Origin of the sequence: Phyllobacterium sp. NPDC097923, from assembly GCF_044760925.1 — a bacterium.
Taxonomy (GTDB): Bacteria; Pseudomonadota; Alphaproteobacteria; order Rhizobiales; family Rhizobiaceae; genus Phyllobacterium; species Phyllobacterium calauticae.
Map to the genome: position 1 here is coordinate 144,889 of NZ_JBIWBL010000002.1, position 25,036 is coordinate 169,924.

A 25,036-nucleotide genomic window follows, 5' to 3' on the forward strand; every position below is an offset into this window, starting at 1 on the left:
AACCAAAATGCTTTAATCCGCCGCCTGCTGAAAGGCTGCTGTGCCCAGTTTCTCCCCTTGCCACGCCCGCTTTTGCGTCTGACCATTGAAAGAAGAGAATGACGGGCGGTCCTTGGAACGCGGGTCTTGGGGTAGTCCGTATGCGATGCTTGCGATCCAAGGACCACCCGCCCCGGCGATTTGTGTTTTCACCCTGTCCTGCCGCCTCACCGGACCTTTCGGGCCCCGTGAAACTCTGGCAGAGAGGCGAAACCTCCTCGACCCGACAGGTTTTCCTCCCCGCGAGGCCGAAGCGCCGATCCTTTCCCGACTTTCGAAGGTTTCCGGAAGCATTCCCGCCGGAAAGGACACGAGAAGAATAAGCGAGGATGCGAGGTGTTGGATAAGTTGGCATGTTTTTTTCTGATGAGGGCAAGACATTGCGCGCTAGCACAAACAAAAAGCCCGGCATTTCTGCCGGGCTTTTCATCACATTGTGTGCTGCGGATTATGCAGACTTCTTCTTGCCGTTTTCGTCGATTTCTTCGAAATCGGCGTCGACGACATCTTCATGACCCTTGGCCGTGGCTTCGGTCTTGTCGCCTTCACCTTCAGCAGCCTGGGCTGCCTCATACATGGCCTGCCCGAGCTTCATCGAAACTTCGGCGAGGGTCTGCGTCTTGGCCTTGATGGCTTCGGCGTCATCGCCTTCGGCCGCAGTCTTCAATTCGGCCAGAGCCGTTTCGATTGCCTGCTTGTCCTCGGCCGAAACCTTGTCGCCGTAATCCTTCAGCGACTTTTCCGTCGAATGGATCAGGGCTTCCGCCTGGTTCTTCGACTCGACTGCCTCGCGGCGCTTCTTGTCGGCCTCGGCATTGGCTTCGGCATCCTTGACCATCTTTTCGATGTCGGCATCGGAAAGACCACCGGATGCCTGGATGCGGATCTGGTGTTCCTTGCCCGTGCCCTTGTCCTTGGCCGAAACGTTGACGATACCGTTGGCATCGATGTCGAAACCGACTTCGATCTGCGGAACGCCGCGCGGTGCGGGCGGAATGCCCACGAGGTCGAACTGGCCAAGTGCCTTGTTGTCGGCAGCCATTTCGCGCTCACCCTGGAAGACGCGGATCGTCACGGCGGACTGGTTGTCCTCGGCCGTGGAGAAGGTCTGCGACTTCTTCGTCGGGATCGTCGTGTTGCGGTCGATCAGACGGGTGAACACGCCGCCGAGCGTTTCGATGCCGAGAGACAAAGGCGTCACGTCGAGCAGGAGAACGTCCTTGACGTCGCCCTGCAGAACGCCTGCCTGAATGGCTGCGCCCATGGCGACAACTTCATCAGGGTTCACGCCCTTGTGGGGTTCCTTGCCGAAAAAGGCCTTCACGACTTCCTGGATCTTCGGCATGCGGGTCATGCCGCCGACCAGAACCACTTCGTCGATTTCACCGGCCTTCAGGCCCGCATCCTTGAGCGCTGCCTTGCAGGGCTCGACGGTGCGCTGGACCAGATCATCGACCAGGCTCTCGAACTTGGCGCGCGACAGCTTCATGGTCAGGTGCTTCGGACCGGAGGCATCGGCCGTGATGAACGGCAGGTTGATTTCGGTCTGCTGGGCCGACGACAGTTCGATCTTGGCCTTTTCCGCTGCTTCCTTGAGGCGCTGCAGAGCAAGCTTGTCGTTCTTCAGGTCGATGCCCTGTTCCTTCTTGAACTCGGCTGCAAAATACTCGACCAGACGCATGTCGAAGTCTTCACCGCCAAGGAACGTATCGCCATTGGTCGACTTTACTTCGAAAACGCCGTCGCCGATTTCCAGAACGGAAACGTCGAACGTGCCGCCGCCCAGATCGTAGACGGCAATGGTCTTGCCTTCCTTCTTGTCGAGGCCATAGGCAAGGGCAGCTGCGGTCGGCTCGTTGATGATACGCAGGACTTCCAGACCGGCGATCTTGCCGGCATCCTTGGTGGCCTGACGCTGGGCATCGTTGAAGTAGGCAGGAACGGTGATGACGGCCTTCTCGACCTTTTCACCGAGATAGGCTTCCGCCGTTTCCTTCATCTTCTGCAGAATCATCGCGGAAATCTGCGAAGGCGAATATTTCTGGTTGTGAACTTCCACCCATGCGTCGCCATTGTCGCCTTTGACAATGTGGTAGGGCACAAGCTTCTTGTCCTTTTCAACGGTCGGATCGTCAAAACGGCGTCCGATCAGACGCTTGACCGCAAAGACAGTTCCTTCCGGATTGGTGACAGCCTGGCGCTTGGCCGGCTGGCCAGCAAGGCGCTCATCGCTATCCGTGAAAGCGATGATCGAAGGCGTCGTGCGCGCACCTTCCGCATTTTCAATGACCTTCGCGTTCTTTCCGTCCATGACGGAGACGCAGGAATTGGTCGTACCCAAATCGATACCGATAACTTTAGCCATTATACTTCTCTCCATTCAGCAGGCTGCCGGGACCTCTGCCGAGCATTCCATTCAGCAGCCCCTAGGGGGGTTAAACAATACAAGACGACCACAGCGAGCCGAACTTGCGTGTTGTGGGCTATATAAGAAGGCTGAAATTACCATGCAAGTCAGAAGCTGCGGCATTTACACGCCTAATTGCCTTAAAAGACTCGGCAAACCGGCTTTTTAGCGCCATATATCGCCTATGACCGATGATGCACTCCACTTCAACCTTCCCGAACACCGGCGCAGCCAGCTGATCAATACGCTGCATACATGGCTGCTTCTTGCCGGAAGCCTGGCATTGCTCGTCGTCTGCGCTTTTACGCTGGCGGGGCCCGTCGGCATTATCTACGCCTTTGTTTTCGGCGCAATAAGCCTTGTCGCCATACGGCGCATCAGTCCTCAGATGGTACTCAAAATGTATAAAGCAAGGGCTGTAACGCAGGCAGAGTTCCCGCAGGGGCTTGCCATTGTCGAGGAATTATCCCGCCGGGCCGGCCTGCCGCGCCCGCCCGAACTCCACGTCATCCCCTCCCGGATGATGAATGCCTTTGCGGTCGGCCGGAAAGACAATTCCGTCGTCGCGGTGACGGACCAGCTGATTCGGGTGCTGACGGCGCGCGAACTCACCGGCGTGCTGGCGCATGAAATCAGCCATATCCGCAATGAGGACCTGAAGGTCATGGCACTGGCCGACACGGTGTCGCGCTTCACCTCGCTGATGTCGACGATCGGCATGGTATCCCTGCTCTTCAACATCACATTCCTGGCCAGTGGCGCGCATGCGCAGGTGCCGTGGCTGGGTGTCCTCGTGCTTTTGGTTGCACCGACCATCGGCGGCCTGCTGCAGATGGCGTTGTCGCGCACCCGGGAGTTCGATGCCGATCTGGGTGCATCCCTGCTGACGGGCGACCCGGACGGGCTGGCCCAGGCCCTGACGAAACTGGAAAAGGCCCAAGGCAGGCTGTGGGAAAATCTCATTCTGCCGGGCGGACGCATCCCCGATCCGTCGATCCTGCGCACGCATCCGCTGACGGAGACCCGCGTGGCGCGACTGAAGGCCCTGAAGGATGCATCGGGTGTGGTTGCCCGCGGCGAAGCACTGCCGGACGACATCCTCGCGACGCTCATGGTCAAGCCGCAGGACCGGATCCGCACCCGCCCTTCACCGGTTCCGCAGATCGGCCGCCAGCATGGGCGCTGGAATTCCAGCAATCTGGAAATCCTGTCGCTGCTCAACACCCAGTCCGGCAGGCCGGTGGTATCCGGCCCGGAAGCCGAGTGCGAAGCCTGCCCGAGAAGCCTCAACACCCCGGATGGCGACCCGCACGTGCATGTGGCACGCGGCGGCGTGTATTGGTGAGCTAGGAAACTGCTTCCCAATTACCGGTTTCCCCGGCGCGATAGATCGCATCGATGAGTTTCTGGTTGAGCACCGAGCTTTCCAACGAAAACACGGCCGCGTCTTCGCCCTTCGCCGCGCGGGCAAAGGCCTCGATCTGCAGGCGATAATGGTTCACGTCGCCGAAACTCCATTCGGTGGCACCCGTGTGGGTCTTGTCATGCAGCGTGACGCGGGCATGGTCATATTTGCCGGTGTTGAACGGTCCATGCACCTCGATAAACCCTTCATCGCCGTGGAAGACCATGGACTGGCGCGCAGCCAGCTGTGTGGCAACATAGAAGGACAGCTCGAAACCATCGAAATCGGCGCGCACGCTGGCATAGCAGTCGGTGCCGAAATCCGCATCGCGCTCGACATTGGCCGAAACCCTGACCGGCTCCTTGCCGGTGACGAAACGGGTGACAACCGTTGGATAAACACCGATATCCGGCAGCGCGCCACCGCCGAGCGACAGCTGGTTGCGCATATTGCCCGCATCCTTGTTGAAATAGCTGAAGGCACCCTGCACGTGGCGCAGCCGGCCGATGGCACCGCCGGCGATCAGATCACGCACTTTCAGCCATTGCGGATGATAGGTCACCATGAATGCCTCGGCGATGAGAACGCCGTGGGTATCGCGGGCACGCTGCAAGGCTGCGATTTCGCTGGCATGCAGCGAAATCGGCTTTTCGCACAGCACGTGCTTGCCCGCTTCGGCGGCTTTCAACGACCACTCCACATGCTGCGAGGTGGGAAGCGGTATGTAGACGCCGTCAATATCGGCTGATGCCAGCATGGCCTCATAGGAGCCGAAAGCATGCGGCGCGCCGAATCGCCCGGCGACGGCCCGCGCTTTCAAGAGGTCGCGGCTGGCGATACCCGACAGGACGGAGTTCTCCGCATCGCATATGGCGGGGATGACCGCCGTAACCCCGATTTTCGCTGTCGACAGAACACCCCAACGGAACATGATGACTTCTCCTTTTTGTCGGCGTGCAACCTAGACAAGACGGCGCTGAATGGGAAGAAGCCGCGGGTTCAGACTTTGAAAAAATCGATGAAGGCACGCAGGGCCGGGCGCATCTGGCGGCGGCTGGGATAATAGAGATAGACACCCGGAAATGGTGCGCACCAATCATCGAGCACGCGCAGCAAGCGTCCATCGGCTATGGCTTCCGGCGCCATGTGCTCCAAGAGGAAGGCCATGCCGGCGCCGTCCAGCGCGGCCTGGATGACCAGCCGGTCGTCGCCGAGAATCAGCGGGCCGTTCACGTCGATCACGATTTCCTCGCCGTCTTTCTCGAACTCCCAGCGATAGACCTGCCCGCTGGCAAAACGGCGGCGGATACAGAGATGACCGGCAAGATCATGCGGGTGCAGCGGTATCGGGTGCCTGTCAAAATAGTCCGGCGCCGCAACAATGTTCGCCCGGATCGGATCGCTCATGCGCACAGCAATCATATCCGGTTCCAGACTCTCACCCAGCCGCATGCCCGCGTCAACGCCAGCCGCAACGATATCATTGAACGGCTCTTCGACGCGCAGCTCAAGCGTGACACCGGGATAGGCCGCGGCGAATGCAGCGATGCGCGGGGCCAGCAGCCTGTGGGCGGCAAAGGGCGGAACACTCAGCCGCAGGGTTCCCGCGATGCGGTTGTTGGCTTCCTTGGCCGCATCGAGCGCCAGGTCGATTTCCGCCAAGGCCGGACGCAGCCGCTTGAGCAGCAGCGCACCTTCTTCGGTCACCGCCACGCTGCGCGTGGTGCGGGCGAGAAGACGGACACCAAGGTTCTGTTCCAGGGTTGAAATGGCGTGGCTGACGGCTGACGGCGCAATGCCCAGTTCCCTGGCGGCATCCCGAAAGCCGCCACAGGCTGCAACAGTGGCAAAAACGGACAGTTGAGGCAGGTATGATCGATCCATTGATCTATTATACAGAACAACCTGTGAAATAATAAGGGAATTATCGAACACTGATCCGCAATCTAGGCTTCCGTCATCACAGCAAAAGGAGATCGGTGATGGAAAAGCGCAAACTCGGGGAACTCGATGTATCGGCCGTGGGTCTCGGCTGCATGGGCATGACCTTTGCCTATGGTGGACAGGACGAGGCCGACGCGATCCGCACGCTGCATCGCGCCGTGGATATCGGCGTGACCTTTTTCGATACGGCGGAAGTCTATGGCCCGTTCGACAATGAGATTCTTGTCGGCAAGGCCCTGAAAGACCGGCGCGACAAGGTGGTGATTGCCACGAAATTCGGCTTCAAGATTTCCGACGAGGGCGTGGGCCCCTCGCGTATGGTCGGCGTCAACAGCCATCCGGAACATGTGAAAGCCGTTGCGGAAGCGTCGCTCGGGCGGCTCGGCATCGAGCAGATCGACCTGTTCTACCAGCACCGGGTTGACCCGACTGTTCCCATCGAGGACACGGTTGGCGCCATGGCGGAGCTGGTCCAGCAGGGCAAGGTAAAGGCGCTCGGCCTGTCCGAAGCCAGCGCCGCCACGATCCGCCGCGCCCACAAGGTGCATCCGATTGCCGCCGTGCAGAGTGAATACTCGCTGTGGAGCCGCGAGCCGGAAGACGAGGTCTTTGCCGTCTGCCGCGAGCTTGGCATCGGCTTTGTCCCCTACAGCCCGCTCGGCCGCGGTCTCCTGACCGGCACGATCAGCAAGCCGGATGAATTGGGTGCTGACGACTGGCGCAAGACCCTGCCACGTTTCCAGGCTGACAATATGGACGCCAATGCAGCACTGATCGCCACATTGAAGGGCCTGGCCGCGGACAAAGGCATCACACCGGCACAGCTGGCGCTTGCCTGGGTGCTGCACCAGGGTGATTTCATCGTGCCGATTCCGGGTGCCCGCAAGATCAAGCACCTGGAGGAAAATGCGGCGGCAGCCGACGTCTCTCTCTCGCCGGCGGACCTGAGAACGATTGGCGATGCGCTTTCACCCACACGGGTGGCGGGCAACCGCTACACGGATGCCGCACTGGCTCTCGTCAACGGCTGATACCGGCAATGGGGCGCTGCGCAATCAGCGCCCCGCACTTTCCGCAATGGCCCGCGTTGCGTCATCCGCCGGAAAATACTGCTCGATGAATATGCCCTCCGTCAGCACCTCCTGCGCCGAGCCGAATGCCGTCAGGGTGGTGATCCAGCTGGTAACGGCATCGCCAAGATGCAGCTGCACGGTTATAACCGGCGGCGGGTTGCGCTCGCTCTGATCATTGCGCAACAGCGCTGATATTTCCGGATCGGTTTCATATTGTGCGATGCGCCGCGCCAGCGCGCTGCGTGGACCGTAAAGCCTGGCTTCATTGCGGGCACGCTTCAGGAACAGCACGGCGACATCCGGCCAGTTGGCGATGGAATGGCGCACGGGGCCCGGCTCAAGCACCAGCGCCAGAATATTGACACCCGGCGCAATCGGAATGCCCAGCGCTTCGGCCAAGCCCATGAAGCCAACATTGGCAACGAGAACGTCGTGATCCGCATTGAAGGCCACCGCCGGCCACGGCGCATGCCGCTCGAGGATCATGTGGAGCGTGTCGCGGATCAGTGGCGGCAGGCCGGCCATGCCTTCGCGTTCTGCCGAGAGGTAGCGCGGCGCAAAACCGGCCGCACCGAACAGCTCATTCTGAATCTTGAACGGCAGCTCCAGCGCTTCGCAGATGCGGATGATCATGCCCTCCGACGGCCTTGCCCGTCCGGTTTCGAGAAACGACAGATGTCGCGACGAGATACCAGCCTCCAGCGCCAGATCCATCTGGCTCATGTGCCGGTGCGAACGCCATTGTTTCAGATGATCGCCGAATTCCATCACCGCTCCTGATTCCCGCCAGACTGGCGTGGATGTTTTGCAATATCCATTACTCCAGAGGTAATTGTTTCGATTACCTTATGCCGGCATTCTCCGTTCATCAACACAACGAAGGAGAATGACATGACCAAAATCACCTTGAAAGACGGGTTGACGATCAACGCAGTACTCACCGGCATCACCGGGCTCGGCCTTGCACTGTTTGCCGAACTGGCGGCAGAATATCTCATCCCCGGCGCGCCGGTCTGGCTGATCGCGGCACTGGGTATCGCGCTCGTGCTGTTTGCCGCCGATGTCGCCCTGATCGCCCGATGGAAAGCCCAATCGAAACCATTGGTCGGTTTCGTTTTCATCGCCGACCTCGCATGGGTCATCGGCGTTCCGGCGATTCTAGTGGGGATGCCAACCGCCTTTACCGCCCTCGGCATCGCCGCCAGTCTGATCGTCACGGCCGTGGTTGCCTGCTTTGCCCTGATCGAATGGCGGGGGCTCAAAACGATGGGAGCAGCAAAAGTGATCTAGCGCCCGGCTTTTGTTGACACCAGAATTCAGATTATAGAGCCTCGCGCTTGACAGACGGTACGGTGTGAGGCCTATTTCACGCCGTTGCCGGGGCCGAACACCGCCGGGGCAACGCTGCAATGTGCATGCAATTTATTTGTTCTAACACGCCAAACCACCCCTGTTCGCTCATCGATGGTCAGGCCTTCTGAAGCTGGAATACAATGGAAAAAGCAACAAAAAAGTCGATCAGACGCTGGGCTGTCGGTTTGGTTCTCCTGGCAATTCTTGCCTATTTCGTTCCCTATCTCGTGATCTTCTACCTTATCTGCGGCATCTATGACCTGTCGCGCAACAAGAATATCGACCTGCAGATGGTCGAACAGTATTTCTGGGGCAACGGCCTGTTTACCTGGATCCTGTCACCGCTGAACATCGTTCTCGATATCCTGTCGCTGCCCTATATCAACAAGGGCGTCTACAAGCTGGAAGACCTGCCATCCGACTATCAGGCGGAGGTCAAGCGCCTGATCACCGCGACGCAGAAGGAAGATCTGGTCGGCAAATTGCAGTCCCGCGCGGAACAGCAGGCCCGCAGCATGTTCTTCTTCAAATGGTATGGCAAAGACCAGCCCAGCTTCGTCAGCGTGCCGTCCTTCTACGAAAAATATAATTTCGTGAAGACCATCGGCGTGTCGGTGTTCAACAAGAAGAACTCGACGTCAAAACATTTTGGCCCGATCCGCGCCACCATCCGCGTCCTCTACAACATCAACGACATGAATGACCGCACGGCCTATATCTGGTGCGGCGATACGACGAGCTACTGGAAGGACGACAAGCTGTTCATTTTCGACGACACGCTGATGCACCAGTCCGTCAACCAGACCGACCAGACGCGCTATTGCCTGTTCGTCGACATTCTCCGCCCGTCCCATCTGCCGGGCCTCTATGCTGCCATCGTCTCGTTCATGGGCCTGATCCTCAAGGGCAGCAATTCGATTTTCTACAAGAACTGGAAAGTCATCCAGAAATAGGTTCTGGTTTCAGACCGAATGAAAAGGGGCGCCGTGCGCCCCTTTTTATTTGATGGGTTTTTGGTTGCATGACCATTGTGCGTGGTTCGACAAGCTCACCATGAGGGAGAGTGCGGATTGCAGGGAGCCACTCTCCCAACGTCTCCATTGGCTAGCAGCCCGTCCAACTCCCTCATGGTGAGCTTGTCGAACCACGCACAATAGCTCTGCAGTCTCTAATCCTACCCGCGCAGCACCGCGCCGGTCTGCTTGCCAACACTCTCAACAATGCGTTTTGTCAGCGCATCGAGATCCTCGTCATTGAGCGTGCGCTCCTGCGGCTGAATCGCAACTTCGATGGCAACGGATTTCTTGTCGGCGCCCAGCGAAGGGCCTTCGAACAGATCGAACACCTGAACGCCCGTGATCAGCTTCTTGTCGCCGGCCAGCGCCGCGCGAACGATCGAAGCCGCGTCCACCGCCTTGTCGACGACGAATGCAAAATCACGCCGTACGGTCTGGAAATCCGACAGTGTCAGCGGCGGCTTGGTGCGTGTCGCCTTCTGCTTCGGCTCGGGGATCGCATCGATGTAGATTTCGAACCCGCACAGCGCCCCCGATACATCGAGCGTTTCCAGCGTCTTCGGGTGGAACTCGCCGAATGTGCCCAGAATGACCTTCGGGCCGAGCTTGATCGTGCCGGAACGGCCGGGATGATACCAGGCCGGACCGCCGGTCTCGATCTGCAGCTTGTCGACGGGCGCACCGCAGGCTTCAAGCACGGCAAGGGCATCAGCCTTGGCATCGAACACGCCGACCGGCGCGGCATTTCCGGCCCAATGGCGGCCGGAACCGTCCAGTTTGGCCGTACCGCGGCGCACGCCGGCAGCAACGCGGCGCTGGGTTTCCGGCGTATTGCCTTCATAGGTGCCCGACACCTCGAACAGGGCAAGATCATTGAAGCCGCGATCCGCATTGCGCTGTGCCGCAGCCAGCAGGCTTGGCAAGAGCGAAGGGCGCATATCCGACATATCGGCGGCAATCGGATTGGCAAGCTTCAGCGACGGCTGGCCGCCGCCGAACAGCTTTGCCTGTTCTTCCGAAATGAACGACCAGGTGACGGCTTCCATCATCCCGCGCGAGGCCAGCGCCCGCTTGGCGTTGCGGGTGCGGATCTGCAGTGTGGTCAGGATCTTGCCGTTGACAGCCGCATGGCTTTGCAGCGGCTGCGGATCGATACGGTTGACGCCATGGATACGCATGACTTCTTCCACCAGATCGGCCTTGCCGTCGACATCCGGGCGCCAGGACGGAACCAGCACATCCACCACGTTGCCCGTGCCTTGCGGCTGGAAGCCGAGACGGCTGAGAATGTCGAGGCTTGTCTTGACCGGCACATCGATACCGGTAAGGCGTTTGACCTCCGCTGCCGGGAATGTCACCGACTTCGGCGTGTGGCCCTTATAGCCGACAAGCTGGGTTTGCGAAGGCGCCCCCCCGCACAGGTCGAGGATCATATGGGTGGCAAGCTCGAGGCCCGGCACCATGAACTCCGGATCGACACCGCGCTCGAACCGGTAACGCGCATCGGTGATAATACCGAGATTGCGACCGGTGCGGGCAATGGTCATGGCATCCCAGAGGGCGGACTCAACCACGACATTCGTCGTGTTCTCATCGCAACCCGAATGTTCGCCGCCAAGGACGCCAGCAAGCGACTCGACGCCTTCCGCATCGGCAATCACACCGATTTCAGGGTTCAGCGTGTATTCCTTGCCGTTGAGACCAAGGATCGTTTCGCCTTCCCGCGCCCAGCGCACGGTGAGATTGCCCTTGACCTTGTCGGCATCGAACACATGCAGCGGACGGCCGCGATCGAACGTCACGTAGTTGGTGATATCGACCAGCGTATTGATCGGACGCAGGCCGATGGCCATCAGGCGCTGCTGCAGCCATTTCGGGCTCGGTCCGTTCTTCACGCCCTTGACAGTGCGCAGAGCGAAACCTTCGCACATCGGCGCGCGGTCGCCGAAATCCAGCGATACGCTGACGGATGGGCTGCCCGCGCCTTTCACCGGCTCGACGGCATTGCTTTTCAGCGTGCCGATCCCGGCAGCGGCCAGATCCCGGGCAACGCCGTAAATGCTGGTGCAGTCGGGACGGTTCGGTGTCAGGTTGATCTCGATGACAGGGTCATCCAGCCCGGCATAGGCCGCAAAACTGGTACCGACAGGGGCGTCAGCCGGCAGATCGATAATGCCGTTGTGCTCGTCCGACATCTGCAGCTCGCGCTCGGAGCACATCATGCCGTGGCTTTCGACGCCGCGAATCTTGCCGACCGAAAGGGTAACATCAATACCGGGGACGTAAGCACCCGGCGCTGCGAACGCGCCGATCAGGCCGGCACGGGCATTGGGGGCGCCGCAGACGACCTGCAACGGCTTGCCGTCGCCGGTATCCACGGTGAGCACCTGCAGCTTGTCCGCATCCGGATGGCGGGCAGCAGTGAGCACCCTGGCGATGACAAAGGGCTTCAGTGCCGCCTTGTCATCCAGCGATTCCACTTCAAGACCGATCATGGTCAAGGCATCGACGATCTCGCCGAGCGAAGCCTCGGTCTCGAGATGATCTTTGAGCCAGGAGAGGGTGAATTTCATGATTTCACTCGTTTCTCGATTTCAGCGTTTGAGGGTTTCGACAAGGCGAAACCGCTCGCATAAAAGTTCCATGTCAGGCGAATAGCAGCACCCGATCAAGCGCTCAGGCCGCCGAACAGGGTCGGCATGTCGAGCGGGCGGAAGCCGTAATGCTGCAACCAGCGCACATCGGCATCGAAGAAATCGCGCAGGTCCGGCATGCCATATTTGAGCATGGCGATGCGATCGATGCCCATGCCCCAGGCAAAGCCCTGATACTCGTCCGGATCAAGCCCGCCATGGCGCAGGACATTCGGATGAACCATGCCGCAGCCGAGGATTTCCATCCAGTCCGTGCCCTGGCCGAACTTGACCTCATTGCCCGACCGGTCGCACTGGATATCGACTTCCAGCGACGGCTCGGTGAACGGGAAGAAGGACGGGCGGAAGCGCATCTGCAGGGATGGTACCTCGAAGAAAGCCTTGCAGAATTCTTCCAGCACCCACTTCATGTTGGCGACATTGGCCGTCTTGTCGATAACCAGCCCCTCGACCTGATGGAACATCGGCGAGTGCGTGGCATCGGAATCCATACGGTAGGTCTTGCCGGGGATGACGATGCGGATCGGCGGCTTCTGCTTTTCCATGGTGCGGATCTGCACCGGGCTCGTATGGGTGCGCAGGAGCTTGCGCTCGCCATTCTCATCCGGATTGAAGAAAAACGTGTCGTGCATCTCCCGCGCCGGGTGGCCTTCGGGAAAATTCAGCGCCGTGAAATTGTAATAATCGGTCTCGACATCCGGGCCTTCGGCAATTGAAAAACCCATATCGGCAAAGATCGCCGTGATTTCATCAACGACCTGACTGATCGGATGGATGCGCCCGCGCTCGGCCGGTGCGGTGCGCACGGGCAAAGTGACATCCAGCTTTTCCTTTTCGAGGCGCTCGGCAATCGCCGCATCCTTGAGCGTGCTTTTGCGGCTGGCCAGCGCATCGGTGACGCGGTTCTTCAGACCGTTGATGGCCGGTCCCTGCGTCAGGCGTTCTTCCGGCGACATGGACCCCAGCGATTTCAGCTTTTCCGAAATCGAGCCCTTTTTGCCAAGCGCAGCAACACGGACAGCCTCGATGGCCGCTTCGTCATTCGCTGCCTCAATCTGCGCGACCAGCGCGCTTTCCAGTTGTACCAGATCGTCCATGCTTCTCACCTGTTTCGCGTCTTGAGCGATTATGCGATCAATTCAATGCAGAAAATTGAAAAACCCGCGCCAGCCGAGCCAGCGCGGGTTTCCCAAGTCTATAATTCCGAATGTGCTTTGGGAGCGGCGGCTGGCTTAGTGGACAGCGCCTTCAAAAGCATTCGGTGTGGTGTTCTTCAGGTATTCCAGTGCCTTCTTGGCGGAAGCCACGAGTGCACCGAATGCTGCTGGCTCGTGGATCGCGAGATCCGACAGAACCTTGCGGTCAACCTCGATACCGGACTTGCTCAGACCGTCGATGAAACGGCTGTATGTCAGGCCATGCTCACGCACGGCAGCATTGATACGCTGGGTCCAGAGCGCGCGGAACGTGCGCTTCTTGTTCTTGCGGTCGCGGTAGGCGTACTGCTTCGAACGATCGACGGCAGCCTTTGCAGTCTTGATGGTATTCTTGCGGCGGCCGCGGAAACCCTCAGCCTGCTTCAGAACTTTTTTATGCTTGGCGTGGGACGTAACGCCCCGTTTGACACGTGCCATGATATGATCTCCTTAAAACGTCGCTGTCGGCTTAAAGGCCGTTGGGCAAGAACTTCTTCACGATTTTCGCATCGGCATCGGCGAGAACCATTGTGCCACGTGCGTCACGAATGAATTTGTTCGAACGTTTGATCATGCCATGGCGTTTGCCAGCGGCGGCGGCTTTAATCTTGCCAGTCCCAGTGATTTTGAACCGTTTCTTGGCGGCCGATTTGGTCTTCATTTTGGGCATTTTGCTACTCCTATTTCTAGGGTTCCCGTCACTCCGATGGAGCCTGAACCCTTCTGATTTCACTTCAGACCGACCAAAGTCTGAAAGCATGCAAAACCGCCACGGCATGCCCTGCCGGGCGGTTTGAACGCGGCCTTATACCCAGAAGCCAGAAAAAGCGCAACTGCTGAATCGTCCTCGATTCCGCAAAAAATCAGTAAAACCGAAAGAAGACGGGCAGAATATTGACCGATTGCAGATATTCGGCGAACTCAAGCAGGGGATAGGAAATGAAAAAGACCAGCCCGTCCGCCAGCGTCTTGTACAGCATCGAAGACTTGACGCTCAGAACATCTGATTCCCGGTACAGCCTGAGATTGGGGAAGAACCGCGGTACGTCGCGCTTATAGGCAAGGTATGTCTCGCCGAAAACGGTCTCCAGATAACCTTCCTCGGCGATGATGACAAAATGGAAGGCGATATAGCAAAGCACCGCCAGGATCAGGGCGACGGTCAGGCTGCCCGTCATCATGCCAATACCGAAAGCCCCCACAGTGCTGAACACGTAAAGCGGGTTGCGGCTCATCGAATAAGGCCCCAGACGGACGATCTCGGAACTCTTGCGCCCGCCGATGTAGAGCGTGCACCACATGCGGCCCAGGATTGCCAGAACAATCACACCGATGCCGAAATCCTCGATATATTCGTGGGTCCAGTTATCGGCCCAGGCGGAGCGAACAGTCAACAAAGCGCCGAGAATCAGAAAAATGACGACTGCCAGCACAATTCGGCGGCGCCGCTGAAACCGGGCCATGTCCTTTGGAGATGTGAGCGCCATGTCAGCCCTTAAATCCGGATCGTTCAAGACAAAAGCCGCCCGAAGGCGGCCTTTGTCTCAAACTGTCGTTCAGCTTCAGCGTGGCGCCAGCACCATCATCATCTGGCGGCCTTCCAATCTTGGCTCGGCCTCAACTTTGGAAATATCGACCGTATCTTCCTTGACCCGGTCAAGCAGCCGCATTCCGAGTTCCTGGTGCGCCATTTCGCGACCACGGAAACGCAATGTCACCTTGACCTTGTCACCTTCGTCGAAGAATCGCTTGATAGCCTTCATCTTCACATCATAATCATGCGTGTCGATGTTCGGTCGCATCTTGATTTCTTTGATTTCGACTGTTTTCTGCTTCTTGCGCGCCTCGGCAGCCTTCTTCTGTCCCTGGTATTTCAGTTTCCCGAGGTCAACAATCTTGCACACCGGCGGCTCGGCATTCGGCACGATCTCGACGAGATCGAGTCCGGCCTCATCGGCCATGGCCAGCGCGGCCTGAATCGTGACGATACCGTGGTTTTCACCTTCGGCATCGATGAGCTGTACCTGGGGTACCCGGATATCGCGGTTGGAACGCGGTCCATCTTTCTGGACCACCTGTGCTCTAAAGGGTCGGCGAATGGCAGTAGTCTCCTTGAATTATTTCGGTCCCGCAAATAGCACCGTCGGGGCCCGCCTGCAATGCTTTGTCTGCAGCGGTTAGCTCAATAACATCTTTTCACGGATAAATCATCTGGTTCAGATATAGGAATATTCGCATTCTATACAATGTGGTTTCCAGTTGAATGGGTTTCATCATCGAATTTTGCATGGCAAAAGCAAGCGGCACATCCTGGAGACTGACACATGACGGCTCACCCGCCGGTATTCCTCACCCTCAACGACATCGAGATCGCTGTGCGCTACCGCGAGGGCGCTGAGCCCGGCATCGTCTGGCTCGGCGGATACCGTTCGGACATGCTCGGCAGCAAGGCGGAATGGCTGGATCGATGGTCAGAAGCCAACGGCCATGCATTCCTGCGCCACGATTACTCCGGCCATGGCGAGTCGGGCGGTGCGTTTCGCGACGGCACGATTTCGCTCTGGCTCGAACAGAGCCTTGCGGTCTTCAAAAAGTTTTCGTCGGGACCGCAAATCCTCGTCGGTTCATCCATGGGCGGCTGGATCGCCCTGCGCATGATCGAAGAACTGCAAAAGGCCGGTGCACACGGCCGTGTTGCCGGGCTGGTTCTGATTGCTCCCGCACCGGACTTCACCTCCGAACTGGTCGAACCCCAATTGACGCCGGACCAGCGCCGCCAGCTTGCCGAACGGGGCTATATGGAAGAACCATCCGAATACGCTCCCGAGCCCTATATCTACACCAAGGCCCTCCTGGACGATGGCAGAGCCAATCAGGTGCTCAAGGGTGTGATCCGGACCGGCTGCCCCGTGCACATCCTGCAGGGGATGGAGGACAGGGATGTTCCCTACACCCATGCCCTGCGGCTGGTTGATCACTTGCCGGTTGACGACGTGACGATTACGTTGGTGCGCGACGGTGATCATCGCCTGTCACGCCCGCAGGATCTGGAGCTTCTCACCCGCACCGTGGCTTCGATGATTGACCGCTCTAAAACCCGCCTGCCCATTCTATAAATCCTTCCAACAGGTTTCATCCCATGCGCTCCTCCGTGATTGCTTCTGCCGTCGTCGCCGCCATTGTCGGGTTTGGCGGCACGCTCGCACTGATCATCGCGGCGGCACAGGCCCTTGGCGCGACACAGGCGCAGACGGCAAGCTGGGTGACGGCGCTTTGCCTTGCCATGTTTATCTCCACGGGTTTTCTCAGCTGGCGTTACAAGATGCCGATCATCACGGCATGGTCGACGCCGGGACTGGCCCTGATCGGCGCCAGCACGGGCTTTACCATGCAGCAGGGTGTCGGCGCCTTCATCGTCACAGCCATCGCCATCATCATCACGGGACTGGTCAAGCCGGTTTCCGGCCTGGTTTCCAAAATCCCGGCATCGATTGCCTCCGGCATGCTGGCTGGCGTCCTGTTCGCCTTCCTTATCGGCGCGGCGCGAACAATCCCCGTCGATCCGATCTTCGTCCTGCCATTGGTGCTTCTCTTCTTCGTCATCCGCCTGTTCAATCCGGCCATGGCAGTCCTCGCCGTGCTGTTCGGCGGCATTCTCTTCGCCTTCCTCAGCGGCCGTGTTGCCAGTGTACCGGATATCAGCCTCTCGACACTCACCCTCATCATGCCGGTCTTCGACACACGGGCGATCATCGGCATTGCCGTGCCGCTTTATCTCGTCACCATGGCGTCGCAGAATCTGCCCGGTTTTGCCGTGCTTCGTGCCGCCGGTTACGAGCCGCCGACGGCGGCGGCATTGCAGGTAACAGGGCTCCTTTCATTGCTGACGGCCCCCTTTGGTGCACATACGAGCAACATGGCGGCCATCTCAGCGGCGATCTGCACCGGGCCGGATGCCCATCCGGACCCGGCACAGCGCTGGCTGACCGGCCCGTTCTACGCGCTGTCCTACCTGATACTGGCCATCTTCGGGGCTTCGCTGGTGGCGCTGTTTGCCGTCCTGCCGGCACCCCTGATCGCGCTGGTCGCCGGTCTCGCCCTGATCGGCGCCTTTGCCAATGCGCTAACGATCGCACTGAAAAACGAGACCGAGCGGCTTGCCGCCGTCGTCACCTTTGCCGTGACCGCATCGGGCATTTCCATTGCCGGAATCGGCGCTGCCTTCTGGGCGCTGGTGGCGGGCCTGCTTGTGGTTGCCTTCGATCACGCAAAGAAACATATCTGATTCCAAGCCCTTACCGCATTCGAGCCCGGCATTTCTTGAAAAGCCGCAATCCGCCTCCCATGTCGTAATCAATCGACCAATTGGGGTCGGGCTTTCGTGAGAAGGAAGGGCTTTTATGAACAATGCTGCTTTGATCCGGCCAGGCTGGACCCCAGCAACCATCGCCCTGATGGTTATTGGTTTCATGCTGTTCTGGCCGCTTGGTTTCGCCATGCTCGCTTACATCCTTTGGGGTAACCGGCTGGATGGTTTCAAGCGCGACGTCGGCCGCGCTACCGATGGCTTCTGCGGCGCATTCCGTCGCGGCAAGGGTCCGTCCTTCGGACGCGGTTCGTTCGGCACAGGCAATGTCGCCTTCGACGAATGGCGCGAAAAGGAACTGGAGCGCCTGGCCGAGGAACGCCGCAAGCTCGAAGAGATGCGCGCCGCGTTCGAGGACTATGCGCATGAACTGCGCCGTGCCAAGGACCGGGAAGAGTTTGACCGCTTCATGGCTGAACGCAATGCCGCGGCAAAGAAGCCGTCTTCGGGCGTCAACGACGCCGAAGAGGAATAACACCATCCTGCGGACGGTTCCCTCCAGTCCTGTCCGCATTTCCCCAGCGAAGCGGCGCCGGAGCGATCCGGCGCCGCCTCTGTTTTGTCTCACTGCTTTCACCCGAATCAATTAAAGTCCCGCCCATGATCCTTTCGCTGTTCCGAAGCCCGCCGAAAAAATCCGCGACGCTGAAAGCCGAGCGGAGCTACGAGGTTGCAGGCCGTGTCCTGCCGTTGCGCGTGATGGAAAACCCGCGCGCGACGCGTCTCACCCTGCGCATCGATGCGGGCGGCAAGGGCTTGCGGATCACCGTGCCACCAGGGATGCCGACGCGCGAAGTCGACAAATTCCTGGCGCGTCACGAGGGCTGGATCGAGACCCGCATTGCCAGGATGCCGGACCAGCCCAAAGTGCGGCCGGGGGTCAAGATTCCGATCCGCGGCATCCCGCATCTCATCGTGCATGAACCGGACAAGCGCGGAACCGTGCGACAGGAGAACGGCGCGGAGGGTCCGCGACTGATCGTCCATGGCGACAGGCCGCATCTGGCGCGCCGGGTCGGTGACTTCCTCAAACGGGAGGCACGGCACGATCTCGACATGCTGGTGGCGCGGCACACCGCAACGGTCGGACGACGGGCCAAGATTATCCGCCTCAAGGATACCAAAAGCCGCTGGGGCTCCTGCACCTCGGACGGCACCCTCTCCTTTTCCTGGCGCATCATGATGGCGCCGCCACCGATCATCGACTATCTCGTGGCGCATGAAGTTGCCCATCTGAAAGAGATGAACCACGGACCAAAATTCTGGAAGCTTTGTGGCGAGCTCTGCCCCGACACGGAACGCTGCAAGGCCTGGTTGAAACGCAACGGCAGCGCCCTTCAGGCGATTGATTTCAGCTGATGCCGGAACCAGTCACGCCTGCCATAGAAGCGGCCGCCCGAATCCTCTGGAATTTCCATCTCGTCTATGACTCGCTTGGCCCGGCCGACCTAATTGTCGGCCTCGGCAGCTACGACCTGCGCGTGGCCGACCGCTGCGCCGACCTGTGGCATCAGGGGCTGGCCGCCAAAATCCTGTTTACCGGCAAGACTGGCAACTGGACCAACCATCTCTACACAACGAGCGAGGCGGAAGCATTTGCCGCGCGCGCCATCGGCGCTGGCGTCCCGGCCGACGCGATTCTGATTGAACCGAACGCGACCAATATCGGCGAGAATATCCGGTTTGCGCGGGAAATGGCTGGTGATACCGTCAAGCGCGTCATCATCGTCACCAAACCGCAGACGCAGCGCCGGGCCTTCGCGACGGTGCGCGCGCAATGGCCCGAGATAAACGCCTTGGTGACAGCGCCCTTGCACGATTTTGAGGATCAACCGCTCACGACCTACCCGCTCGACCGGCTGATCCATGAGATGGTTGGCGACGTCAAGCGCATTGTCGACTATCCGGCCAAAGGCTTTCAGATTGCGCAATCGGTTCCTCCGGCCGTCGCAGATGCGTTCGATTTCCTTGTCAAAGCGGGCTATGACCACCACCTTTAGTATCGAAGGATAAACCGCGCAAAATCCTCGACTCTTGCGCGTTTTCGTGGCACTGGCACCGGTTATGAGCCTTGATATCAAAATATGCGGATTAAAGACCGACGAAGCCGTTGCGGCGGCGCTGGATGAAGGCGCGTCGCATATCGGTTTCATCTTTTTCCCCAAAAGCCCGCGCAATGTCGATGCGCAGACCGCCGGCCGCCTGCGCCGCGCCGCAGTCGGGCGGGCGAAGGCCGTTGCCGTCACCGTAAATGCAGACGACGCAACGCTTGATGCGATTGTTGCCGAGATGCAGCCCGACATGCTGCAGCTGCATGGCGACGAAAGTCCGGCCCGTGTCAGCGCCGTGAAGCAGCGCTACGGATTGCCTGTCATCAAGGCCCTAGCGCTGCGCGAACGCCGCGATCTTGACGCGATTAGCCCCTATATCGGCATTGCCGACGGCTTTCTCTTCGATGCCAAACCACCCAAGGGATCGGACCTTCCGGGAGGAAATGGCGTGTCTTTCGACTGGCAAATCCTCGGCGGCCTTGACGCCTCGGTCAATTACATGCTTTCCGGGGGCCTCAACGCCGGTAATATTGCCGAGGCGCTGGAAGCGACGAATGCGCGCGGTATTGATATTTCGTCCGGCGTCGAGTCCGCGCCGGGTGTAAAAGATGTTAGCCTGATCAGAGAATTTTTCCGGGTTGCGCGCGCCGCCAAAAGCGCCGACGTGGCCTGAACAAACGGAGCGGAACGGTGGACAAGGCGGTTGAACCCAATTCATTCAAGACAGGTCCTGACGAAGAGGGCATGTTCGGTATTTTCGGCGGGCGTTTCGTTGCTGAAACGCTGATGCCGCTGATCCTTGAATTGCAGCAGGCCTATGACGACGCCAAGAATGATCCGGCCTTCAAGGCCGAGCTGCGTGAATTGTCCACCAATTACGCCGGGCGCCCGTCAAAACTCTATTATGCCGAAGGTTTGACCAGGCATGTCCGTCAGTTGGCCAAGGACAAGGGTCTTGATGGCGGCGCGAAAATCTACTTCAAGCGCGAAGATCTCAACCATACCGGCAGCCACAAGATCAACAATTGCCTTGGGCAGATCCTGCTGGCCAAGCGCATGGGCAAGACCCGCATCATCGCGGAAACCGGTGCCGGCCAGCACGGCGTTGCCTCAGCGACGGTCTCGGCGCGGTTCGGCCTGCCCTGTGTTGTCTATATGGGCGCAACCGACGTCGAACGGCAGGCACCCAATGTTTTCCGCATGAAGCTGCTGGGCGCTGAAGTGAAGCCCGTCGCCTCCGGCCACGGTACGTTGAAGGATGCGATGAACGAGGCGCTGCGCGACTGGGTCTCGAATGTCGATGACACCTACTACCTCATCGGCACCGCTGCAGGCCCGCATCCCTATCCGGAACTGGTGCGCGATTTCCAGTCGGTGATCGGCGAGGAAGCACGCGCGCAGATTCTCGAGCGTGAAGGCCGCCTGCCCGATACGATCATTGCGGCCGTCGGCGGCGGTTCCAACGCCATCGGCCTGTTCCACCCCTTCCTTGACGACAAGAGCGTCGAAATCATCGGCGTTGAAGCTGGCGGCCGCGGCCTCGACGGTGAAGAGCATTGCGCCTCCATGAGTGCCGGCAGCCCGGGCGTGCTGCATGGAAACCGCACCTATCTGCTGCAGAACAAGGACGGCCAGATTCTCGATGGCCATTCGGTTTCCGCCGGTCTCGATTATCCGGGCGTCGGGCCGGAGCATTCCTGGCTGCGCGATACCGGCCGGGTTTCCTATGTGCCGATCCTCGATGACGAGGCGCTCGATGCGTTCCAGCTGACGACTCGCGTCGAAGGCATCATTCCCGCGCTTGAATCGGCCCACGCCATTGCCCAGGCGGTGAAAATCGCGCCTGAAATGGCACAGGACAAGATCATGATCGTCAACCTGTCGGGTCGCGGCGACAAGGATGTGCATACGGTCGGCAAACTCATGGGCATGGAGATTTAAGCATGGCGACCCGCATCGACAGAAAATTTGCCGCGTTGAAGGCGGAGGGTCGTCCGGCACTCGTGACCTATTTCATGGGCGGCGATCCGGATTATGAGACCTCGCTGAAGATCATGAAGGCGCTGCCCGGTTCCGGTTCGGATATCATCGAGCTCGGCGTTCCCTTTTCCGATCCGATGGCCGACGGTCCGGCAATTCAGGCAGCTGGCCTGCGTGCCCTGAAAAAGGGCATGTCGCTGACAAAGACGCTCGCGCTTGCCGCGAGCTTCCGCGAAAGCGACAACACCACGCCGATCGTTCTGATGGGGTATTACAATCCGATCTATATCTATGGTGTCGACCGTTTCCTCAGGGATGCCGTGGCCTCTGGCATCGATGGCCTGATCATCGTCGACCTGCCGCCGGAAATGGATGCGGAACTGTGCATTCCCGCCATCAAGGCCGGCATCAACTTCATCCGGCTGGCCACGCCGACGACGGATGAGAAGCGTCTTCCCAAGGTGCTGCAGAACACATCCGGCTTTGTCTACTACGTTTCGATGAACGGCATCACCGGTTCTGCCCTGCCCGATACGAGCAGGGTGGCGGATGCGGTCAAGCGCATCAAGCAGCATACGGACCTGCCGGTTGTGGTCGGGTTCGGCGTCAAGACCGCCGAGCAGGCCAAGGTGATCGGCACAGCGGCGGATGGCGTTGTCGTCGGCACCGCAATCGTCAATGCCGTTGCCAATACAATCCGTCCGGATGGCTCGCTTGTGGCCGATCCGGCCGAAGCCGTCGCCACGATGGTGCAGGGACTTTCCAGCGGTGTGCGCGCCGTGCGCCTTGCAGCGGCGGAATAGAAGCCCTAAATCACAATACCGACGAGAGAACAGGACCGATCATGAACTGGATCACAAATTACGTCCGGCCGAAGATCAATTCGATGCTTGGTCGCCGCGAAATGCCCGAAAATCTTTGGATCAAGGATCCGGTTTCGGGCGAGATGGTCTTCCATACGGATCTGGAAAAGAACCAGTGGGTCGTGCCGTCGTCCGGCCACCACATGCGCATTCGTGCCAAGGACCGCCTGCGCTACTTTTTCGATGATGGCACCTACGAATTGCTGGAACAGCCGAAAGTGGCCACCGATCCGCTCAAGTTCCGTGACGAAAAGCGCTATATCGACCGCCTGAAGGAACATCGCGCCAAGTCCGGCGTCGAAGACACGATCATCAACGCGCTGGGTACCATCGAAGGTCTGCCGATTGTGGCAACGGTTCAGGATTTCAGCTTCATCGGCGGATCGCTGGGCATGGCGGCAGGCGAAGCCATCATCAAGGCGTTTGAAACGGCAATCGCCCAGAAGCGGCCGCTCGTTCTGTTCGCTGCCTCGGGCGGTGCCCGCATGCAGGAAGGCATTCTTTCGCTGATGCAGCTGCCGCGCACCACCGTTGCGGTGGAAATGCTGAAGGAAGCGGGCCTGCCCTACATCGTGGTCCTCACCAACCCGACCACGGGCGGCGTCACCGCCTCCTACGCGATGCTGGGCGACATCCATATTGCCGAGCCGGGTGCGCTGATCGGCTTTGCCGGACAACGCGTCATCGAGCAGACCATCCGGGAAAAGCTGCCGGAAGGCTTCCAGACCGCCGAATACCTGAAAGCCCATGGCATGGTCGATATGGTCGTGCCGCGCACCGAACTCAAAGCCACCATTGCGCGTCTTTTGAAGATGCTCATGGGCGAAAAGGCAACGGAGGTTCCCGTTGCCAAACCGAATGGTGCGGCGCTGCCGGCAACGATTGAAGCCGAAGCTTGATTCAATTGATGGTTCTGGAGGCCTTTGCCGTTGGCTTTGTCTGTGTCGTCGAAGGCTGAGGCGATTATCGAGCGCTTGCTCGGGCTTCACCCGAAGGGTTTTGACCTGTCGCTAGGGCGCGTTACGCGTCTTCTCGATGCCTTGGGCAATCCGCACCTGAAAATGCCTCCCGTCATCCACGTGGCGGGCACCAACGGCAAGGGGTCATGCGTTGCTTTCTCCAGGGCGCTTTTGGAAGCTGCCGGTTATACCGTGCACGTGCACACCTCGCCGCATCTCGTTCACTGGCATGAACGCTACAGACTGGGTGCACCGGGCGGCGGCAAGCTGGTCGATGATGAAACCTTTGCCGATGCCCTCACCCGGGTCGAGGAAGCCAATGCCGGTCAGGCCATCACCGTTTTCGAGATACTGACCGCCGTCACCTTCGTGCTGTTTGCCGAACACCCGGCCGATGCCGTGATCCTTGAAGTCGGGCTTGGCGGCCGTTTCGACGCCACGAACGTCATTCCGGAGCCTGCGGTCAGCGTCATCATGCCGATCTCGCTCGATCACCAGCCCTACCTCGGCGACCGCGTCGAGCTGATCGCAGCGGAGAAAGCCGGCATCATCAAGCCGGGCTGCCCGGTTGTCATCGGTGCGCAGGAAGAAGAAGCGGCACGCATGGTGCTGATCGAAACGGCCGAGCGGCGGGATTGCCCCTTTGCCGTCTACGGCCAGGACTTTCTTGCCTTCGAAGAACGCGGCCGGATGATCTATCAGGACAATACGGGCCTGCTCGACCTGCCCTTGCCGGCCTTGCTCGGCCGGCATCAATTGTCCAACGCCGCAGCCGCCATCCAGGCGGTGAAGACGGCGGGTTTCACGCTGCCGGATTATGCCATCGAAACGGCCATGACAATCGTCGAATGGCCCGCCCGCATGCAGCGCCTGATCAAGGGCAAGCTGGTCGAGCTGGCAGTACCCGGTTCGGAAATATGGCTCGATGGCGGTCACAATCCCGGTGCAGGCCTGGTGATCGCCGAAGCGATCGCTTCGCTGGAAGACCGCAGCCCGCGGCCGCTTTTCCTGATCACCGGAATGATCAACACGAAAGACCCCATCGGCTATTTCGAAGCCTTCACCGGCATGGCGCGGCATGTCTATACGGTGCCGATCCGCTCCAGCGATTCCGGTATTCCGCATGAACAGCTGGCGATCGCCGCCGGCGATGCCGGCCTTTCCGCCGAGCCGGTGCATTCCGTCGAGAATGCGCTGAAAATATTGCGGGACAGCTGGGACAAGTCCGAACCGGCTCCGCGCATTCTCATCGGCGGCTCGCTGTATCTCGCCGGCGATGTTCTGGCCGAAAACGGCACCCCACCGCAATAAAAAACCCGGCACAAATGCCGGGTTTGATCAATGTCTATGACTTCAGCTTATGCGGCTGAATTACGGATCCAGTCGCTGAGCTTGCTCTTGGGAGCAGCGCCAACCAGATTGGCAGCCAGTTCGCCATCCTTGAACATCAGCAATGTCGGAATGGAACGCACGCCGAACTGGGCTGCAAGTTCCGGATTCTCGTCGATGTTGACTTTGGCAATCGTGACCTTACCAGCCATTTCCGAAGCGATTTCTTCAAGGGCAGGGGCGATCATCTTGCAGGGGCCGCACCACTCGGCCCAGAAATCAACAACAACAGGCTGACCTGCCTGAAGTACATCGGACTGGAAATTGCTGGTGTCGATCTTGACGGTAGCCATCGGCTTTTCCTTATCGGTTATTGAATGTTGCCCATCATGTGGTGAGTC

General features: G+C 59.4%; 25 protein-coding genes. 14 read left to right on the forward strand and 11 right to left on the reverse strand.

Annotated elements, in window-relative coordinates; all coding sequences use genetic code 11:
• Window positions 1-487 precede the first annotated feature (487 nt).
• The gene (dnaK, locus tag ACIQWS_RS13035; RefSeq protein WP_403179652.1) at window positions 488-2,404 is read right to left on the reverse strand and encodes a molecular chaperone DnaK; all 1,917 of its coding nucleotides are present in this window, start codon (window positions 2,402-2,404) and stop codon (window positions 488-490) included.
• Window positions 2,405-2,630: 226 nt separating this feature from the next.
• Here dnaK and ACIQWS_RS13040 point away from each other — a divergent pair, with 226 nt between their 5' ends.
• Window positions 2,631-3,791 (forward strand): zinc metalloprotease HtpX, encoded by a 1,161-nt coding sequence (locus ACIQWS_RS13040; protein WP_403179654.1) that lies wholly within the window; start codon window positions 2,631-2,633, stop codon window positions 3,789-3,791.
• Between the two features lies 1 nt (window position 3,792).
• On the opposite strand, the gene ACIQWS_RS13045 is transcribed toward ACIQWS_RS13040, so the two are convergent.
• Window positions 3,793-4,782: a Gfo/Idh/MocA family oxidoreductase gene (locus tag ACIQWS_RS13045; protein WP_403179657.1), complete on the reverse strand. Its 990-nt coding sequence runs from the start codon at window positions 4,780-4,782 to the stop codon at window positions 3,793-3,795.
• Between the two features lie 68 nt (window positions 4,783-4,850).
• Window positions 4,851-5,735 carry a LysR family transcriptional regulator gene (locus ACIQWS_RS13050; RefSeq protein WP_403179661.1) on the reverse strand — a complete coding sequence of 295 codons (885 nt, stop codon included), beginning with the start codon at window positions 5,733-5,735 and terminating at the stop codon, window positions 4,851-4,853.
• A gap of 98 nt (window positions 5,736-5,833) precedes the next feature.
• On the opposite strand from ACIQWS_RS13050, the gene ACIQWS_RS13055 reads away from it, so the two are divergent.
• Window positions 5,834-6,826 (forward strand): aldo/keto reductase, encoded by a 993-nt coding sequence (locus tag ACIQWS_RS13055; protein ID WP_403179665.1) that lies wholly within the window; start codon window positions 5,834-5,836, stop codon window positions 6,824-6,826.
• A gap of 24 nt (window positions 6,827-6,850) precedes the next feature.
• Here ACIQWS_RS13055 and ACIQWS_RS13060 read toward each other — a convergent pair whose 3' ends face one another.
• A complete protein-coding gene (locus ACIQWS_RS13060) occupies window positions 6,851-7,636 on the reverse strand; it encodes a helix-turn-helix domain-containing protein (protein WP_403179671.1) in 786 nt (261 codons plus the stop codon).
• A 123-nt stretch (window positions 7,637-7,759) separates the two neighbouring features.
• Here ACIQWS_RS13060 and ACIQWS_RS13065 point away from each other — a divergent pair, with 123 nt between their 5' ends.
• Both ACIQWS_RS13065 and ACIQWS_RS13070 read left to right on the forward strand, forming a co-directional pair.
• Window positions 7,760-8,158 carry a hypothetical protein gene (locus ACIQWS_RS13065; protein WP_403179677.1) on the forward strand — a complete coding sequence of 133 codons (399 nt, stop codon included), beginning with the start codon at window positions 7,760-7,762 and terminating at the stop codon, window positions 8,156-8,158.
• A 203-nt stretch (window positions 8,159-8,361) separates the two neighbouring features.
• On the forward strand, window positions 8,362-9,174 hold the full coding sequence (locus tag ACIQWS_RS13070; protein WP_223613991.1) for an aspartyl/asparaginyl beta-hydroxylase domain-containing protein: 813 nt from the start codon (window positions 8,362-8,364) through the stop codon (window positions 9,172-9,174).
• 221 nt (window positions 9,175-9,395) lie between these two features.
• Here the strand turns inward: ACIQWS_RS13070 and pheT are convergent, their stop codons facing one another.
• From pheT to infC, 6 genes are all read right to left on the reverse strand, one after another.
• Entirely contained in the window at window positions 9,396-11,810 is a 2,415-nt protein-coding gene (pheT, locus tag ACIQWS_RS13075) for a phenylalanine--tRNA ligase subunit beta (RefSeq protein WP_403179681.1), read from the reverse strand.
• 95 nt (window positions 11,811-11,905) lie between these two features.
• The gene (gene pheS, locus ACIQWS_RS13080) at window positions 11,906-12,988 is read right to left on the reverse strand and encodes a phenylalanine--tRNA ligase subunit alpha (protein ID WP_403179687.1); all 1,083 of its coding nucleotides are present in this window, start codon (window positions 12,986-12,988) and stop codon (window positions 11,906-11,908) included.
• 135 nt (window positions 12,989-13,123) lie between these two features.
• Window positions 13,124-13,525: a 50S ribosomal protein L20 gene (gene rplT, locus ACIQWS_RS13085; protein ID WP_091879294.1), complete on the reverse strand. Its 402-nt coding sequence runs from the start codon at window positions 13,523-13,525 to the stop codon at window positions 13,124-13,126.
• A 31-nt stretch (window positions 13,526-13,556) separates the two neighbouring features.
• Window positions 13,557-13,757 (reverse strand): 50S ribosomal protein L35, encoded by a 201-nt coding sequence (gene rpmI, locus ACIQWS_RS13090; protein ID WP_008127399.1) that lies wholly within the window; start codon window positions 13,755-13,757, stop codon window positions 13,557-13,559.
• A 193-nt stretch (window positions 13,758-13,950) separates the two neighbouring features.
• Window positions 13,951-14,574: an isoprenylcysteine carboxylmethyltransferase family protein gene (locus ACIQWS_RS13095; RefSeq protein ID WP_346306571.1), complete on the reverse strand. Its 624-nt coding sequence runs from the start codon at window positions 14,572-14,574 to the stop codon at window positions 13,951-13,953.
• 75 nt (window positions 14,575-14,649) lie between these two features.
• Window positions 14,650-15,186 carry a translation initiation factor IF-3 gene (gene infC, locus ACIQWS_RS13100; protein WP_105734100.1) on the reverse strand — a complete coding sequence of 179 codons (537 nt, stop codon included), beginning with the start codon at window positions 15,184-15,186 and terminating at the stop codon, window positions 14,650-14,652.
• A 225-nt stretch (window positions 15,187-15,411) separates the two neighbouring features.
• Here infC and ACIQWS_RS13105 point away from each other — a divergent pair, with 225 nt between their 5' ends.
• The 10 genes from ACIQWS_RS13105 (at window position 15,412) to ACIQWS_RS13150 (ending at window position 24,617) form a co-directional block, all read left to right on the forward strand.
• A complete protein-coding gene (locus ACIQWS_RS13105) occupies window positions 15,412-16,203 on the forward strand; it encodes an alpha/beta hydrolase (RefSeq protein WP_403179697.1) in 792 nt (263 codons plus the stop codon).
• Between the two features lie 23 nt (window positions 16,204-16,226).
• Window positions 16,227-17,372: a benzoate/H(+) symporter BenE family transporter gene (locus ACIQWS_RS13110; protein WP_403179701.1), complete on the forward strand. Its 1,146-nt coding sequence runs from the start codon at window positions 16,227-16,229 to the stop codon at window positions 17,370-17,372.
• Between the two features lie 115 nt (window positions 17,373-17,487).
• Complete coding sequence (locus tag ACIQWS_RS13115) at window positions 17,488-17,928, forward strand: DUF2852 domain-containing protein (RefSeq protein ID WP_403179704.1); 441 nt, start codon at window positions 17,488-17,490, stop codon at window positions 17,926-17,928.
• A 125-nt stretch (window positions 17,929-18,053) separates the two neighbouring features.
• Window positions 18,054-18,812, forward strand: a complete 759-nt coding sequence (locus tag ACIQWS_RS13120; protein ID WP_403179707.1) for a M48 family metallopeptidase — start codon at window positions 18,054-18,056, stop codon at window positions 18,810-18,812.
• Window positions 18,812-19,453 (forward strand): YdcF family protein, encoded by a 642-nt coding sequence (locus ACIQWS_RS13125; RefSeq protein WP_403179711.1) that lies wholly within the window; start codon window positions 18,812-18,814, stop codon window positions 19,451-19,453. The genes ACIQWS_RS13120 and ACIQWS_RS13125 overlap by 1 nt, the downstream gene beginning before the upstream one ends.
• Before the next feature lie 64 nt (window positions 19,454-19,517).
• Window positions 19,518-20,177, forward strand: a complete 660-nt coding sequence (locus ACIQWS_RS13130; protein WP_403179713.1) for a phosphoribosylanthranilate isomerase — start codon at window positions 19,518-19,520, stop codon at window positions 20,175-20,177.
• 17 nt (window positions 20,178-20,194) lie between these two features.
• Window positions 20,195-21,445: a tryptophan synthase subunit beta gene (gene trpB / locus ACIQWS_RS13135; RefSeq protein ID WP_346306565.1), complete on the forward strand. Its 1,251-nt coding sequence runs from the start codon at window positions 20,195-20,197 to the stop codon at window positions 21,443-21,445.
• A 2-nt stretch (window positions 21,446-21,447) separates the two neighbouring features.
• Window positions 21,448-22,287: a tryptophan synthase subunit alpha gene (trpA, locus tag ACIQWS_RS13140; protein ID WP_223613980.1), complete on the forward strand. Its 840-nt coding sequence runs from the start codon at window positions 21,448-21,450 to the stop codon at window positions 22,285-22,287.
• Window positions 22,288-22,328: 41 nt separating this feature from the next.
• Window positions 22,329-23,246 carry an acetyl-CoA carboxylase, carboxyltransferase subunit beta gene (gene accD / locus ACIQWS_RS13145; RefSeq protein WP_403179719.1) on the forward strand — a complete coding sequence of 306 codons (918 nt, stop codon included), beginning with the start codon at window positions 22,329-22,331 and terminating at the stop codon, window positions 23,244-23,246.
• Between the two features lie 42 nt (window positions 23,247-23,288).
• On the forward strand, window positions 23,289-24,617 hold the full coding sequence (locus ACIQWS_RS13150; RefSeq protein WP_403180990.1) for a bifunctional folylpolyglutamate synthase/dihydrofolate synthase: 1,329 nt from the start codon (window positions 23,289-23,291) through the stop codon (window positions 24,615-24,617).
• A 47-nt stretch (window positions 24,618-24,664) separates the two neighbouring features.
• Here the strand turns inward: ACIQWS_RS13150 and trxA are convergent, their stop codons facing one another.
• Window positions 24,665-24,988, reverse strand: a complete 324-nt coding sequence (gene trxA, locus ACIQWS_RS13155; protein ID WP_105734109.1) for a thioredoxin — start codon at window positions 24,986-24,988, stop codon at window positions 24,665-24,667.
• Window positions 24,989-25,036: the final 48 nt, after the last annotated feature.